The organism is Streptomyces sp. NPDC002838 (genome assembly GCF_040295365.1).
GTDB lineage: Bacteria > Actinomycetota > Actinomycetes > Streptomycetales > Streptomycetaceae > Streptomyces.
In genome coordinates this window covers 1-14,317 of sequence record NZ_JBEOVF010000057.1, presented here as the reverse complement: position 1 = coordinate 14,317, position 14,317 = coordinate 1, and the positions used below count along the sequence as shown (strand labels likewise).

The 14,317-nt window shown below is 69.8% G+C and carries 16 protein-coding genes; 10 read left to right on the top strand and 6 right to left on the bottom strand.

The window, feature by feature from the left end:
* The first annotated feature begins 17 nt into the window (after positions 1–17).
* The 6 genes from ABT063_RS43090 (at position 18) to ABT063_RS43065 (ending at position 5,126) form a co-directional block, all read left to right on the top strand.
* On the top strand, positions 18–1,013 hold the full coding sequence (locus tag ABT063_RS43090; RefSeq protein ID WP_351066421.1) for a GlxA family transcriptional regulator: 996 nt from the start codon (positions 18–20) through the stop codon (positions 1,011–1,013).
* Entirely contained in the window at positions 1,010–1,402 is a 393-nt protein-coding gene (locus tag ABT063_RS43085) for a GNAT family N-acetyltransferase (protein ID WP_351066420.1), read from the top strand. Before ABT063_RS43090 ends, ABT063_RS43085 begins: the two co-directional genes overlap by 4 nt.
* 98 nt (positions 1,403–1,500) lie before the next feature.
* Complete coding sequence (locus ABT063_RS43080) at positions 1,501–2,217, top strand: DsbA family oxidoreductase (protein WP_351066419.1); 717 nt, start codon at positions 1,501–1,503, stop codon at positions 2,215–2,217.
* A 124-nt stretch (positions 2,218–2,341) separates the two neighbouring features.
* Positions 2,342–3,391, top strand: a complete 1,050-nt coding sequence (locus ABT063_RS43075) for an aminotransferase class V-fold PLP-dependent enzyme (RefSeq protein ID WP_351066418.1) — start codon at positions 2,342–2,344, stop codon at positions 3,389–3,391.
* Between the two features lie 45 nt (positions 3,392–3,436).
* Complete coding sequence (locus ABT063_RS43070; RefSeq protein WP_351066417.1) at positions 3,437–4,063, top strand: RNA polymerase sigma factor; 627 nt, start codon at positions 3,437–3,439, stop codon at positions 4,061–4,063.
* A gap of 43 nt (positions 4,064–4,106) precedes the next feature.
* On the top strand, positions 4,107–5,126 hold the full coding sequence (locus ABT063_RS43065; RefSeq protein ID WP_351066416.1) for a maleylpyruvate isomerase family mycothiol-dependent enzyme: 1,020 nt from the start codon (positions 4,107–4,109) through the stop codon (positions 5,124–5,126).
* Between the two features lie 37 nt (positions 5,127–5,163).
* Here ABT063_RS43065 and thpD read toward each other — a convergent pair whose 3' ends face one another.
* The 6 genes from thpD to ABT063_RS43035 form a co-directional block, all read right to left on the bottom strand.
* Positions 5,164–6,066, bottom strand: a complete 903-nt coding sequence (gene thpD / locus ABT063_RS43060; RefSeq protein ID WP_351066415.1) for an ectoine hydroxylase — start codon at positions 6,064–6,066, stop codon at positions 5,164–5,166.
* Between the two features lie 7 nt (positions 6,067–6,073).
* Positions 6,074–6,478 (bottom strand): ectoine synthase, encoded by a 405-nt coding sequence (locus tag ABT063_RS43055; protein ID WP_351066414.1) that lies wholly within the window; start codon positions 6,476–6,478, stop codon positions 6,074–6,076.
* Positions 6,479–6,498: 20 nt separating this feature from the next.
* Complete coding sequence (gene ectB / locus ABT063_RS43050; RefSeq protein WP_351066413.1) at positions 6,499–7,770, bottom strand: diaminobutyrate--2-oxoglutarate transaminase; 1,272 nt, start codon at positions 7,768–7,770, stop codon at positions 6,499–6,501.
* Positions 7,771–7,811: 41 nt separating this feature from the next.
* Positions 7,812–8,354: a diaminobutyrate acetyltransferase gene (gene ectA / locus ABT063_RS43045; protein ID WP_351066412.1), complete on the bottom strand. Its 543-nt coding sequence runs from the start codon at positions 8,352–8,354 to the stop codon at positions 7,812–7,814.
* Between the two features lie 305 nt (positions 8,355–8,659).
* The gene (locus tag ABT063_RS43040) at positions 8,660–9,187 is read right to left on the bottom strand and encodes a DinB family protein (protein ID WP_351066411.1); all 528 of its coding nucleotides are present in this window, start codon (positions 9,185–9,187) and stop codon (positions 8,660–8,662) included.
* Between the two features lie 117 nt (positions 9,188–9,304).
* Positions 9,305–10,405, bottom strand: coding sequence for a pyridoxal-phosphate-dependent aminotransferase family protein (locus ABT063_RS43035; protein WP_351066456.1), 1,101 nt, complete (start codon positions 10,403–10,405; stop codon positions 9,305–9,307).
* 203 nt (positions 10,406–10,608) lie between these two features.
* Here ABT063_RS43035 and ABT063_RS43030 point away from each other — a divergent pair, with 203 nt between their 5' ends.
* From ABT063_RS43030 to ABT063_RS43015, 4 genes are read left to right on the top strand one after another with little or no spacing between them, the layout of a single operon-like run.
* Positions 10,609–11,478, top strand: a complete 870-nt coding sequence (locus ABT063_RS43030; RefSeq protein ID WP_351066410.1) for a transporter substrate-binding domain-containing protein — start codon at positions 10,609–10,611, stop codon at positions 11,476–11,478.
* On the top strand, positions 11,475–12,308 hold the full coding sequence (locus tag ABT063_RS43025) for an amino acid ABC transporter permease (RefSeq protein WP_351066409.1): 834 nt from the start codon (positions 11,475–11,477) through the stop codon (positions 12,306–12,308). Before ABT063_RS43030 ends, ABT063_RS43025 begins: the two co-directional genes overlap by 4 nt.
* The gene (locus ABT063_RS43020) at positions 12,305–13,114 is read left to right on the top strand and encodes an amino acid ABC transporter ATP-binding protein (RefSeq protein ID WP_351066408.1); all 810 of its coding nucleotides are present in this window, start codon (positions 12,305–12,307) and stop codon (positions 13,112–13,114) included. Before ABT063_RS43025 ends, ABT063_RS43020 begins: the two co-directional genes overlap by 4 nt.
* 10 nt (positions 13,115–13,124) lie before the next feature.
* Positions 13,125–14,216, top strand: coding sequence for an amidohydrolase family protein (locus tag ABT063_RS43015; protein WP_351066407.1), 1,092 nt, complete (start codon positions 13,125–13,127; stop codon positions 14,214–14,216).
* Positions 14,217–14,317: the final 101 nt, after the last annotated feature.

Here is a 14,317-nt window from a genome sequence, read left to right as displayed (position 1 = left end):
ACCCGGAGGTTCTGGCCATGCCCCAGGGGATCGCCCCGCACCGCATCGTCGTCATCGCGCCCTCGCCCGTCTCGATGTTCAACCTCGCCATCCCGGAGATGCTGTTCTGCAAGGTCGAGGTGGACGGGCGGCCGGGCTACGAGGTGGTCATCTGTGCGGCCGAGCCGGGACCGGTGCCCACGACCGGCGGTCTCGACCTGCACGTGCGGCACGGGCTCGACGCCGTGCGGGAGGCGGACACGGTGCTCGTCGCGGGGACCGGGGCGCCGTTCGAGCCGGAATCGCGGATCGTGACCGCCCTCCGCGAGGCGGCCGCCGCCGGCAAGCGGATCGCGTCCCTGTGCACCGGCGCCTTCCAGCTCGCCGAGGCGGGCCTGCTCCAGGGACGCCGGGCCACGACGTACTGGGCCCACGCCGACGAGCTGCGCCGGCGGTATCCGCACGTCGACCTGCGGGGAGACGTGCTGTACGTGCAGGACGGGCCGTACTTGACGTCGTCCGGATACGCGGCGGGCATCGACCTGTGCCTGCACATCATCCGCGGCGACTACGGCGCCGCCGTCGCCAACGAGGTCGCCCGCTTCGCCCTCGTCGCCCCCGTCCGCCCCGGCGGCCAGACCCAGTTCACCCAGACCCCGCTGCCGCCCGAGCGCGGCACCGCCTGCGCCGACACCCGCGGCTGGGCCATGCGCAACCTCGACAAGCCGCTCACCCTCACCGACCTGGCCCGGCAGGCGGGAGTGTCCGTACGGACGCTCACCCGGCGCTTCCACGCCGAGAGCGGGGTGAGCCCCCTGCAGTGGCTGCTCCACCAGCGTGTCGAGCGCGCCAAGGAACTGCTGGAGACCACCACCCTGCCCATGGACCAGGTGGCCCGCGCCTGCGGCCTCGGTACGGCCGACTCGCTGCGCGGTCATCTGGTCCGGCGCACGGGGCTGACGCCGAGCGCGTACCGGGCGCAGTTCAGCCGCCTGGGAACCGCGCCCGCCGCGGACACGTCCTCCGCTGCGTGATCAGCGAACGCGTGACCGGAAGCCGGGTGATCCGCACCGTCCTGCCCGCCGAGGCCGAGGCCGTGACCGCGCTGCACGCGCGGGCCCGGGCGACGTACTACCCGGACGGTGTCCCGGACGACGGCACCGACTGGCTCGCCGCCTGGCGGACCGCTCTCGCGCGGCCCGACGGGCGTGTGCTGTGCGCCGTCGAACAGGGGAGGATCGTCGGCCTCGCCTCCTTCCGTACCCCCGAGGGCGCCCCCGCGGAGATGGTCAAGCTGTTCCAGTTCCATGTCGATCCCGACCGCTGGCGCTCCGGCGTCGGTACGGCCCTGCACGCGGCCTGTCACCCGCCCGCCCACGGGGATCACCACCTCTTCCTGCGCCACGCGGTCGCCGGAGAGTGATCCGGGGAACGAGCCGGGGAATGAACCCCGCTGCTTGAACGTTCACCAACTAATCGGAGGGAGTCTCCGAACCCGTACGACTTGGAGTGAGCCGACACATGCGCGTCGAGATCTGGACCGACATCGCCTGTCCCTGGTGCTACGTAGGAAAGGCCCGCTTCGACAAGGCGCTGGAGGCGTTCCCGCACCGCGACCAGGTCGAGGTGGTGCACCGTTCCTTCGAGCTGGACCCGAGCCTTGCCAAGGGCGACATCCAGCCCGTGATCACGATGCTCACCAAGAAGTACGGCATGAGCGAGGCGCAGGCCCAGGCGGGCGAGGAGAACCTGGGCGCGCAGGCCGCCGCCGAGGGCCTGGAGTACCGCACCCGGGGCCGCGACAACGGCAGCACCTTCGACATGCACCGGCTGCTCCACCTCGCCAAGGAGCAGGGGAAGCAGGACGAGCTGATCCAGATCCTCTACCGGGCCAACTTCGCCGAGGAGCGGTCCGTCTTCTCGGAGGGCGACGAGCGGCTGGTGGAGCTGGCCGTCGAGGCCGGTCTCGACGCCGACGCCGCCCGCGAGGTGCTCGCCGACCCGACCGCGTACGCCGACGAGGTCCGCGCCGACGAGCGTGAGGCCGCCGAGCTCGGCGCGAACGGCGTTCCCTTCTTCGTCCTCGACCGCAAGTACGGCGTCTCCGGCGCCCAGCCCGCCGAGGCCTTCGCGCAGGCGCTGACGCAGGCCTGGGGCGAGCGGTCGCCGCTGAAGCTCATCGACGACGGTGGTGCGGACGCGTGTGGTCCCGACGGCTGTGCGGTGCCGCAGCGCTGAGAAGCCGGGAACCTGGGAAGCTGGGAAACGGTGCAGGTCGGGGCCGACGTATAAGCGTTCCTTAGCGAAACCACGTAAAGATTCGCAATGGACGAGGGGATCCCAGGGGCTCACAGTGGTTCCTATGGAGACCTTCGAGAGCCTCGTCCGTGCCGAGTTCGCCCCGAAGAACACCTATCTGAACACCGCGAGCACCGGGCTGCTGCCCGCCCGTACCGTCGCGGCCATGCATACGGCCGTGGAAGCGGCCGCGGCCGGGCAGCCGACGGACATGTTCGCGGACGTCGAGGCGAGCCGGGCCTCCTTCGCCCGACTGGCCGGGGTTCCCGTCGGCCGGGTGGCCGCCGGTGCCTCGGTCGCGGTCTACAGCGGGCTGGTCGCCGCATCCCTGCCCGCCGGTGCCGAAGTCCTCACCGCCGAGGGCGACTTCAGCTCCCTGGTGAACCCCTTCCACGTCCGCGGTGACCTCAAGGTCCGCAGCGTGCCGCTGGAGCGTGTCGCCGAGGCGGTGCGGCCCGGTACGGCGCTGGTCGCGGTCAGCGCCGCCCAGTCGGCGGACGGCCGGGTCGCCGACCTGTCCGCCATCGGGGCGGCGGCGCGCGAGCACGGGGCGCGTACGTACGTCGACGCGTCCCAGGCCGCCGGATGGATGGACTTCACCGCCGACGCCTACGACTACGTCGCCTCCGTCGCGTTCAAGTGGCTGGTGTGCCCGCGCGGGGTGACCTTCCTGGTCGTCCCGGAGGACCTCGGCGGACTCCCGTCGCTGTTCGCCGGCTGGGTGGCGGGGGAGCGCCCCTGGGACGCCTGTTACGGTCCGGTCGAGGAACTCGCCCACTCCGCCCGCCGGTTCGACGAGAGCCCCGCCCTCTTCTCCTACGCCGGCGCCCGCCGCTCCCTCGCCCTGCTGGAGGAGTTGGGCGTGGACGCCGTACGCACCCACGACCTCGCCCTCGCCGACCGCTTCCGCGACGGCCTGCACGATCTCGGACACGAGCCGGTCCCGGCGCCCGGCTCGCCGATCGTCTCCGTCCCCGGCCTGGGCCACCGGCAGTCCGGCCTGAGCAGCGCCGGCGTCGAAGTCTCCGACCGCGCGGGCAACCTGCGGGCCGCCTTCCACCTCTACAACACGATCGCGGACGTCGACCGCCTGCTGGACGTCCTGTCTTCGTGAACCACTGGCGCGGTCCCGTCCGGGACGCTAGGAAGGGCACCAGGGGTGGTGGTGCCGTTGGAGTCCACGGGCAAGACGTCCGTCGAACCGGCCGCCGACGCGGAGTTGCGGCGGCGGCTGGTGTACGGCGACGAGTCCGCGCTGGCCGAGGTGTACACGGCATACGGCGAGCTGGTGCGACGGGTGGCCGTGCGGGTCACCCGCAGTCCGGCCGCCGCCGAGGACGTGGCACAGGAGGTCTTCGCCCACCTGTGGAGCAGACCGTACGCCTTCGACGCGGGCCGCGGCAGCCTGCGCACCTGGCTGTCCGTGCTCGCACACCGGCGGGCCGTCGACTGGGTGCGCAGCGAGGCCCGGCACCGCAAGGACGTCCGGGCCGACGACTCGGCGCTGCATGCGATCGCCGACGCGGGCCCCGGCCCCGACGAGACGGTCGTGGACCGGGAACGCTCCCTGCTGCTGCACTCCGCACTCGCCGAACTCCCGCAGCCCGAAAGGGAGGTGGTGCACCTGGCCTACTTCGCCGGCCGCACCTACCGGCAGGCCGCCATCGAACTCGGCATCCCCGAGGGCACCGCCAAGACCCGCATGCGCAGGGCGTTACGCACCTTGGCCGCGTCCTTGGCGGATGCGCCCGACCCACCCGATCCGGCGTGGGAAAAGGGCGCATGATGACGAGCAGGGAAGCCGGGCAAGCCACGGAAGGAGGCGTACGGTGACCGCGGATCACGACGGAGTACGGGACCTGCTGGCCGCGTGGGCCTTCGGCGCCCTGGAACCGGCCGACGAGAAGGCGGTTCCGCCGCACCTGGCCGAGTGCGAGAGCTGCGCGGCGGAGGCGGAACGACTGCGGGAGACGGTACGACTGCTGGACGGGCCGCCGGCCGAGCCGCCGCGGCACAGCGCCCCCGCACCACCGCTCACCGACGGCGTGCTCTCCCGTGCCCTGCGCACCCGCCGCCCCGCCCCCCGCGTGGCCCCGCACGCCGCCCCCTACGCCTGTGCCGTCGCCGGACTGCACGCGCTGTTGCCCGAGGCGGAAGGCCGCTGGGGTACGCCGGTCGTGCACGACTGGGACGTACACGCGACCGTCGCCCACCTGCTCGCCGCCGACGAGCCGCTCGCCGGTCTGCTCGGCATCGAGGCGCGGGTGCCGGCCACACCGGCGGGTGAGGGGATGTCCTGGGAGGACGCCTGGAACCGGCGTACCGCCGATGTCATCGCCCACCAGTACCGCCGTACGCCCGAGGAGACCGTCGCCGACTGGGCCGCGCAGGCGGAGGCGCTGCTCGCCACGCCCGAGGCCCGCGACCTCGAACCCGCCGCCCCCGCCATGACGTTGATGGGAATGCGGCTGCCGGTCGCCGACCACTTCCTGGTACGCGCCTTCGAGGTGTGGATCCACACCGACGACATCGGCCGCGCCCTCGGCCTGTCCGTCCCGCCGCCGCCCGAGGCACACCTGTGGCAACTGGTCCGCCTCGCCGTCCGCGTCCTCGGCCTGGCCCTCGGACCCACCGCGCCGCCGGTGCTGTTCGCGGTCACCGGCGGCGAGGAATGGGTGCTGGGCTCCGAGGACGAACCCGTCACCGCCGAACTCGCCCTGGATCCGGTCGACTTCTGCCTCCTCATCGGCGGACGGTACGCGCCCGACGAGGTGCCGCGGGGTGCCAACGGGAACGAGGGAGCCGTACGGAACGTACTGGAGCGGGCGGCGTCACTGGCGTGGCTGTGACACCGCCCGCTCCCGCAGGCTCACCTCGTCGGAAGGCTCACTTCACCGGCGTGAAGTCCCGAGCCCCGATGAACTCCGGCCGCCGTACCGGCGCCGCGAACGGCTCGACCGCCTTGTTCTCCACGCTGTTGAACACGATGAACACGTTGGAGCGCGGGAAGGGCGTGATGTTGTCGCCCGAGCCGTGCATGCAGTTGCAGTCGAACCAGGTCGCCGAACCGGCCTTGCCCGTGAACAGCTTGATGCCGTACTCGGAGGCCATGGCGGTCAGCGCCTCGTCGGACGGCGTGCCCGCGTCCTGCATCTGCAGGGACTTCTTGTAGTTGTCCTTCGGCGTGGCCCCCGCACACCCGAGGAAGGTCCGATGCGACCCCGGCATGATCATGAGCCCGCCGTTGGTGTCGTAGTTCTCGGTGAGCGCGATCGAGACCGACACCGTCCGCATGTTCGGCAGACCGTCCTCGGCGTGCCAGGTCTCGAAGTCGGAGTGCCAGTAGAAGCCGCTCGCCCCGAAGCCCGGCTTGACGTTGATCCGCGACTGGTGGACGTACACGTCCGAGCCGAGGATCTGCCGCGCCCGGCCGACGACCCGCTCGTCGCGCACGAGATTCGCGAACACCTCGCTGATCTTGTGCACTTCGAAGACGGAGCGGATCTCCTTGGACTTCGGCTCGACGATCGACCGCTCGTCGGCCCGGATCGCGGGATCCGTGACGAGCCGCTCCAGCTCCCGGTGGTACACGGCTACTTCGTCGTCGCGGATGAGCTGGTCGACGGCCAGGAAGCCGTCCCGCTCGAACCCCTGGAGATCGGTGTCGGAGATAGGCCCGGGCGTGCCGGGCGCGGACCAGACGACCGGGTCCTGGCGCGGGGTCGCCACCTCGGTGGCGCCGCGGCTGGGGTAGAGATCCGTGACGGTGGTGGGCGTGGTGGTCGTCATGGGGATGTCACACCTCCTCGGGTTCGGTGAGCAGCGGGTAGACGCCGTTCTCGTCGTGGTCCTCCCGTCCGGTCACGGGCGGGTTGAAGACGCAGAGGCAGCGAAAGTCCTCCTTGATCCGCATCGTGTGCCGCTCGTGCCCGTCGAGCAGGTACATGGTCCCGGGCGTGATGGTGTACTTCTGCCCGGTCTCGTCGTCGGTGAGCTCGGCCTCGCCCTCGACGCACACGACGGCCTCGACGTGGTTCGCGTACCACATCGACGTCTCCGTACCCGCGTACAGGATGGTCTCGTGGAGGGAGAAGCCCACCTTCTCCTTCGCGAGGACGATGCGTTTGCTCTCCCAGGTGCCGGACGCGGATTTCACATGCCGGTCGGTGCCTTCGATGTCCTTGAACGAACGGACGATCACGGTGTTGCGATGCCTCCTACTTAGATGGTTTCCCGTACGGAACGGGCGAGGACGCTGAGTCCCTCGTCCAGTTCCTCAGGTGTGATGGTGAGCGCCGGGAGCAGCTTGACTACCTCGCTCTCCGGGCCCGACGTCTCGATGAGCAGCCCGAGTTCGAAGGCGCGCTGCGCGATGCGTCCCGCGCGCTCCTTGTCGTGGAACTCCATGCCCCACACGAGCCCGCGCCCCCGGTACTCCTTCACATCGGCGAGGTTCTCCTCGGTGATGGAGATCAGGGCCTGCTCGACCTGCTCGCCCCGTGCCTGGGTCTGCTTCTCCATCGCGGACCCGTCCGCCCAGTACGCCTCCAGGGCGGCGGTGGCCGTGACGAAGGCGGGGTTGTTGCCGCGGAAGGTGCCGTTGTGCTCGCCCGGCTCCCAGATGTCCAGCTCCGGCTTGAACAGGCACAGCGACATGGGCAGGCCGTAGCCGCTGATGGACTTGGAGACGGTGACGATGTCCGGCGTGATCCCGGACTCCTCGAAGGAGAAGAAGGCGCCGGTACGGCCGCAGCCCATCTGGATGTCGTCGACGATGAGCAGCATGTCCTGGCGCTCGCACAGCTCGGCGAGCGCACGCATCCACTCCGGGCGGGCGACGTTGATGCCGCCCTCGCCCTGCACGGTCTCCACGATCACGGCGGCGGGCTTGTTGAGGCCGGAGCCCTGGTCCTCGAGCAGCCGCTCGAACCACAGGAAGTCCGGGACCTTGCCGTCGAAGTAGTTGTCGAACGGCATCGGGGTCCCGTGCACGAGCGGGATGCCCGCGCCGGCCCGTTTGAAGGCGTTGCCGGTCACGGCGAGCGAGCCGAGCGACATTCCGTGGAAGGCGTTGGTGAACGACACGATCGCCTCGCGCCCCTTCACCTTCCGCGCCAGCTTCAGCGCGGACTCCACGGCGTTGGTGCCGGTCGGCCCCGGGAACATGACCTTGTACGGCAGGTCGCGCGGCCTGAGGACCAGGTTCTGGAAGGACTCCAGGAAGGCGCGCTTGGCCGTGGTCGACATGTCGAGCCCGTGCGTGACGCCGTCCCGCTCCAGGTAGTCGATCAATGCCCGTTTGAGGACGGGGTTGTTGTGCCCGTAGTTCAGCGACCCCGCTCCGGCGAAGAAGTCGAGGTACTCATGGCCGTCCTCGTCGTACATGCGGCTGCCCTGCGCGCGGTCGAAGACGGTGGGCCAGCCGCGGCAGTAGCTGCGCACCTCGGACTCGAGGGTCTCGAAGACGCTGAGGTCGGGCTGGATGATGGTCACGACGAATCGCTCCTCATTGCGTGGGGGTTCCGTGGGCGGAGTCAGGCAGAGGTCGTGAAGGAGAGGGGACCGATGCGGTACAGGACTTCGGGGTCGTGCGGGCCGTCGGGGAACAGGCCCGTCTCGAACAGCACCTCGCGTTCCAGGCCGGCGCCGTGGCGCTCGGCGAACGAGGTGAACAGCCGCTCGGAGGCGGTGTTTCCCGGCGTGATCGTGGTCTCGACGATGGTCAGTCCGCGCTCGGCGGCGGTCCGTGCGACCAGCCCGTCCAGCAGCGCGGCGGCGAGCCCGCGCCCGCGGTACGCCTCGTCCACGGCCACCTGCCAGACGAGCAGGGTGTCCGGGCGGTCGGGCCGGACGTACCCGGTGACGAAGCCGACCGGCTCGCCGTCCCCGGCGCGCGCGACGGCAGACGTGGCGGCGAAGTCGCGACACCACAGCAGATAGCTGTACGACGAGTTCAGGTCGAGGACCTTCGAGTCCCTGGCCATCCGCCACAACGCGGCTCCGTCCGCCACCGTCGGGCGGTCGATTCGCAAGCTGGCTTGTAGATCGCCTTGCAGGTCTGCTTGTGCGGCAGTCATGCGAATTGAATTTACCGAGAGAAATTCAAAATTGCATCGTCGGTCGGGGTTACGCACGGGCGGAGTCTGTGTTATCGCGCGGGCGCGGATGGCCGTGCGGAAGTGACCCCGCTTGTGTCGGTTTGTCCGGTAAATAAGGGGCAAATCGATCACAATGTGTAACGCGTCACAGGTATGTAATCGCCACGAGACCCACCCGAATTACTCCGGTCGGCGTTCGCAGAATCTGCGGGTTTAGGTTGAGAGAAAGCGGGCAGAAGAATACGGGAAGCTGCCCTCGAATGAATTCCAGAATTACGTCGGAATTAGGCTCCGGTTACTCCGTCGATCCGCTCCCGCAAGATGTCCGCGTGCCCGTTGTGCCGCGCGTACTCCTCGATCATGTGCACGTACACCCAGCGCAGACTGACCTCAAGACCGGCCATCGGACCGTCGGCGATCCGCCCGACGTCGTCCAGCGACCGCCCGGCACACAGCGCCTCCCCCCGGGCGATCTCCCGCTGCCACACGGCCAGCGCCTCGTCGAGCCCCCGCTCCGGTTCGAGGACGTACCCGTTCCCCTTCCCGTACACCGGCGGCACGTCCAGCCCCGCGGCCACCCGCTGGAACCAGTTCCGCTCGACCTCCGTGAGGTGCTGCACCAGTCCGAGCAACGTCAGCGAGGACGGCTCGGCGGACGCGGCCCGCACCTGCGCGTCATCCAACTCGGCGCACTTCAGCTCCAGGGTGGCGCGATGAAAGGCAAGCCAGCTTTCGAGCATGGGTCGCTCATCGCCGGTGAGGAGGGGAATGGGGCGGCCGTCGGGGAGGGTGAGGGGTGTGTCGGTGCTCATAGAGGGAGCATGGCACGGGGGTACGACAATCCTCAGCCGCTCCAACGCCTTTGGGGCGGAGCCCCTGGTGATGGGACGGGGCGGGCGGCGGGGCGGCTTCAGGACCCCGGCCGGCGACTACCGCCACGCACCCTCCACGGCCCGCAGCGCCCCCTCCACATCCACACTCAGCCCCTTCTCGCGCAACGCGCCCCCCAACGCCGAAAGACTCGCCCGCACCGCCCCTCGCGTCGCGTCGACCCCGTAGTGGTTCACCCGGATCATCTCCTTGGCCAACGCACCCCCACCCGCCGCCAACGGCACCGCCGGATCGGACTCCAACGCCCGCGCCACCAACTCCGACGCCACCACCCCCGACGGCGCCCTCAGCGTCGTGGCGACCGGCGCCGCGTCCACCGCCTCGTACACATACGGCTCCAGCCCCCCGCCCAAGGCCACGGCCCCCGCCCGAGTGGCCGCGGCCGCCGACGCGTGCCGCCCCGTCACCGCGGCCGGCCCATCCGCCTCGATCCGCTCCACACACGCCTCCAGCGCCAGCATCTCCAGCTGCGCCGGCGCGTGCGGCAGGACCTTCCGGCCGCCGTCGATCCACCTCTCCTTCCAGTCCAGCAAGGAGAGGTACGACCGCCGCGGCGCCCCCGGATTCGCCGCCATCCGCGCCCACGCCCGCTCGCTCACCGACACCGCCGAGACACCCGCCGGCCCGCCCATCGCCTTCTGCGCCCCGATCACGCACAGGTCCACGCCCCACGCGTCCGGCAGCACCGGCTCGGCCCCGACGGAGGCGACGGCGTCCAGGTAGAACAACGCGCCCTGCTCCCGTACCACTTCGCCGATCTCCGCGACCGGATTGGTGTTGCCGGTCGCCGCCTCCGCGTGCACCAGCGACACGAAGTCGATCTCCGGGTGCTCGGCGAAGGCCTCCCGGATCTGCTCGGCCGTGACCGCCGCATGGAAGGGAACCGCCAGATCGATCACCGTCGCGCCGCAGTCCCGCAGCCAGTCCCCGAAGGTCTGCCCGTACGGACCCGTGATCACGTTCAGCGCGGTCGTGCCCGGACCGGCCGTCCCCCGGATCGCCCCCTCCAGCGGCAGCAGCGCCTCGCCCTGCATGATCACGACGTCCTGCTCGGTGCTCAGCAGCCGCGCCACGCGGTCCTCGATCGACGCGAAGTGCGCGGCGGTCAACGGGGCGAGATCCAGAAACGGATGCGTCACGAGGGTGCTCTCTTCACTCACGGGGTAGACGAGTCGAGGGTAACCGGCGGTCGTCGAGGGCCATCGGCTGTCTCCGCGCCCCTGGGGGACTGGCGACTTCTTAGGCCGGGCGGCCTCCCGGCCATCGGTTTGGTTTGAGAGACTCAAACCTCTCCTTATAATCGGAACCTACAGTTACCTCAAAGGCTCAAGGAAGGCCCGCCGTGAACACGCTCCTCGGGCGCCGGACCCGCGTCCTGGCCGCCATCACCGCGACGGCCGGGCTGGTGCTCGTGGCCGCATGCACCTCCACCGACGACGGCGGCAGCGGCTCGAAGACCGCCGCCGGCGGGGTCGAGCTGGTCAAGGGCGGGCAGCTCACCACCTGCACGCACCTGCCGTACCCGCCCTTCCAGTCGGAGATCGACGGCAAGGTGCAGGGCTTCGACGTCTCGCTGATCGACCTGGTCGCCAAGGACCTGGGCGTGAAGCAGGAGATCCTCGACCAGCCCTTCGAGAACTTCAAGACCGGCGGGTCCCTCAACTCCGGCCAGTGCGACCTCGCCGCGGCCGGCATGACCATCACCGAGGAGCGCAAGAAGAACGTCGACTTCTCCGACCCGTACTTCGACGCCACCCAGGCCGTGCTGGTCGACAAGAAGGCCGGGGCCGGCTCCCTCGCCGCCGTGAAGTCCAAGAACGTGAAGCTCGGCGCCCAGGCGCAGACCACCGGTGAGGACTACGCCAAGAAGCAGGGCTTCGACCCGGTCTCCTTCGAGTCCTCCGACGCCGTTCTCAACGGTCTGCGCACCGGCCAGGTCAAGGCCGTCATCATCGACTACCCGGTCGTCCAGGGCTGGCTGAAGGACAAGGCCAACGCCGATGCCTTCGAGGTGGTCGACAACCTCAACACCGGTGAGCAGTACGGCTTCACGGTGAAGAAGGGCAACACCGAGCTCCTCGCCGCCGTCAACAAGGCGATCGCGGACGCCAAGGCCGACGGCACGTACAAGAAGATCTACGAGCAGTGGATCGGCCCATACGCCGCTTCTACGGCAAAGGGTGAGTCCGCGGCGTCCCCGTCCGCCTCATGAGTGATACGAAGCTTGGAACCGCGCCCCACAGGAAGGGCTTGACACGGCGTCAGAAGCGCCGTCTGTCGCGCGGCATCCAGTACGCCGTCTTCCTCGCCGCCGTGATCGCCTTCGCGGTCTCGGCGGACTGGGACCGGCTGCAGAACCAGTTCGCGCAGGCGGACATCGCCGATCAGATGTTCCCGGACGTCATCACACTGGCGTTGAAGAACACCGTGCTGTACACCGTGTCCGGCTTCGTCGTCGGACTCCTGCTCGGCATGGTGATCGCGCTGATGCGACTGTCGTCGGTGGGGCCGTACCGCTGGTTCGCCGGCGTGTACATCGAGATCTTCCGCGGCCTGCCCGCCCTGCTGATCTTCATCTTCATCGGCGTCGCCGTCCCGCTCGCCTTCCCCGGCACGGAGATCATCGGCGGCACGTACGGCAAGGTCGCGCTCGCGCTCGGTCTGGTGGCGGCGGCGTACATGGCCGAGACGATCCGCGCGGGCATCCAGGCCGTCCCCAAGGGGCAGATGGAGGCAGCCCGTTCCCTGGGCTTCTCTCCCGCCCGCGCCATGATCTCGATCATCATCCCGCAGGCGTTCCGCATCATCCTCCCGCCGCTCACCAACGAACTGGTCCTGCTCTTCAAGGACTCCTCGCTGGTGCTGTTCCTCGGCGTCACCCTGGAGGAGCGTGAACTGTCCAAGTACGGCCGCGACCTGGCCAGTACGACCGCCAACTCCACGCCGATCCTCGTCGCCGGCCTGTGCTATCTGCTGGTGACGATCCCGCTCGGCTTCGTCGTACGGCGTATGGAGGCCAAGGCCCAGGAGGCCGTGAAATGAGCGAGAAGACTCTCGGCGGGCGGCCGGAGATCCAAGTCCAGGGCCTGCACAAGTCGTTCGGTGACAACGAGGTGCTGCGCGGCATCGACCTGGAGATCGGCCAGGGCGAGGTCGTGTGCGTGATCGGCCCGTCCGGCTCGGGCAAGTCGACGTTGCTGCGCTGCGTGAACCTCCTCGAGGAGCCGACGAAGGGCCAGGTCTTCGTCGGCGGCATCGAACTCACGGACCCCGACGTCGACATCGACGCCGTACGCCGCCGTATCGGCATGGTCTTCCAGCAGTTCAACCTCTTCCCGCACCTCACGGTGACCGAGAACCTGACGCTGCCGCAGCGCAGGGTGCTCAGGCGCGACAAGGCGCAAGCCGCCGAGGTGGCCGCCGAGAACCTGGAGCGGGTGGGCCTGTCGGACAAGGCGGACGCCTACCCCGCCTCCCTCTCCGGCGGCCAGCAACAGCGCGTCGCGATCGCCCGTTCGCTGTCGATGGGCCCCGAGGTGATGCTGTTCGACGAGCCGACGTCGGCGCTCGACCCGGAGCTCGTGGGCGACGTCCTTGCGGTCATGCGCATGCTGGCGAACGAGGGCATGACCATGATGGTGGTGACCCACGAGATGACCTTCGCCCGCGAGGTCGCCGACCGGGTCGTCTTCATGGACGGCGGCGTGATCGTCGAGGACGGGATCCCCGAGCAGGTCATCGGCAAACCCCGTCACGAACGCACCCGCCACTTCCTGTCGAGGTTGCTCGACCCGGCGATGGCGGACGTGGAGGAGGCGTCCGATCAGGTGGGCGGCACGCCTGACTAAGGTGCGGTACATGAGCGATCGTGCGGTGCTTCACGTGAAGGGACGGGTCCTGGTCGGACCCGAGGACGTCCGGGACGAGCTGTGGGTGGTCGACGGCCGGATCTCCTACGACCGTCCCGTCGGCGCCCGTGACATCCGTACGGTGAAGGGCTGGGCGCTGCCCGGCCTGGTCGACGCTCACTGTCACGTGGGCCTCGGCCCGCACGGTCCGGTCGAGGCGAACGTCGCGGAGAAGCAGGCGCTGACCGACCGAGAGGCGGGCACGCTCCTCATCCGCGACGCGGGCTCGCCCTCCGACACCCGCTGGACAGACGACCGCGAGGACCTCCCGAAGATCATCCGCGCGGGCCGGCACATCGCGCGCACGCGCCGCTACATCCGGGGCTACGCGCACGAGATCGAGCCGGATGACCTCGTGGCGTACGTCGCGCAGGAGGCCCGGCGCGGCGACGGCTGGGTGAAGCTGGTCGGCGACTGGATCGACCGCGAGGTGGGCGACCTGTCGCCCTGCTGGCCGAGGGACGCGATCGAGGCGGCGATCAGGGAGGCCCACCGCCTGGGCGCCCGGGTGACGGCCCACTGCTTCGCGGAGTCCTCACTCCGCGATCTGGTGGAGTCGGGCATCGACTGCATCGAACACGCGACGGGCCTGACGGAGGACCTGATCCCGCTGTTCGCGTCGCGGGGCGTGGCGATCGTCCCGACGCTGGTCAACATCGCGACGTTTCCTCAGCTTGCTGAGGGCGGAGCGTCGAAGTACCCACGCTGGTCGGCCCACATGAGGCGGTTGCACGAACGCAGGTACGACACGGTCCGCAACGCATACGACGCCGGGATCCCGGTGTATGTGGGCACGGACGCGGGGGGTTCGTTGCCGCACGGGCTGGTGGCAGCGGAGGTGGCGGAACTGGTGACGGCCGGGATCCCAACGGTGGAGGCGCTGTCGGCGACGACATGGGGCGCCCGGAAGTGGCTGGGGCGGCCCGGGTTGGAGGAGGGGGCGGTGGGGGACCTGGTGGTGTACGAGGCGGATCCGCGGGTCGAAGTACGGGTGTTGGCGACGCCGCGGCGGGTGATGCTGAACGGGCGGGTCGCGGGGTAGTCCCGCGACCCCCCCCAACATACCACAGCGGGCAGGACCCGGGTGGATGCAAGCGAGGGGCGCCACCCAAAAAACAAAAAAGAGGAGCGAGTGGGCGATAA

Coding starts and splice junctions, on each gene's coding strand:
- ABT063_RS43075 (WP_351066418.1), top strand. CDS start 2,342: ATGGAGACCTTCGAGAGCCTCGTCCGTGCCGAGTTCGCCCCGAAGAAC.
- ABT063_RS43040 (WP_351066411.1), bottom strand. CDS start 9,187: ATGAGCACCGACACACCCCTCACCCTCCCCGACGGCCGCCCCATTCCC.
- ectA (WP_351066412.1), bottom strand. CDS start 8,354: ATGACTGCCGCACAAGCAGACCTGCAAGGCGATCTACAAGCCAGCTTG.
- ABT063_RS43020 (WP_351066408.1), top strand. CDS start 12,305: ATGAGCGAGAAGACTCTCGGCGGGCGGCCGGAGATCCAAGTCCAGGGC.
- ABT063_RS43080 (WP_351066419.1), top strand. CDS start 1,501: ATGCGCGTCGAGATCTGGACCGACATCGCCTGTCCCTGGTGCTACGTA.
- ABT063_RS43025 (WP_351066409.1), top strand. CDS start 11,475: ATGAGTGATACGAAGCTTGGAACCGCGCCCCACAGGAAGGGCTTGACA.
- ABT063_RS43090 (WP_351066421.1), top strand. CDS start 18: ATGCCCCAGGGGATCGCCCCGCACCGCATCGTCGTCATCGCGCCCTCG.
- thpD (WP_351066415.1), bottom strand. CDS start 6,066: ATGACGACCACCACGCCCACCACCGTCACGGATCTCTACCCCAGCCGC.
- ABT063_RS43015 (WP_351066407.1), top strand. CDS start 13,125: ATGAGCGATCGTGCGGTGCTTCACGTGAAGGGACGGGTCCTGGTCGGA.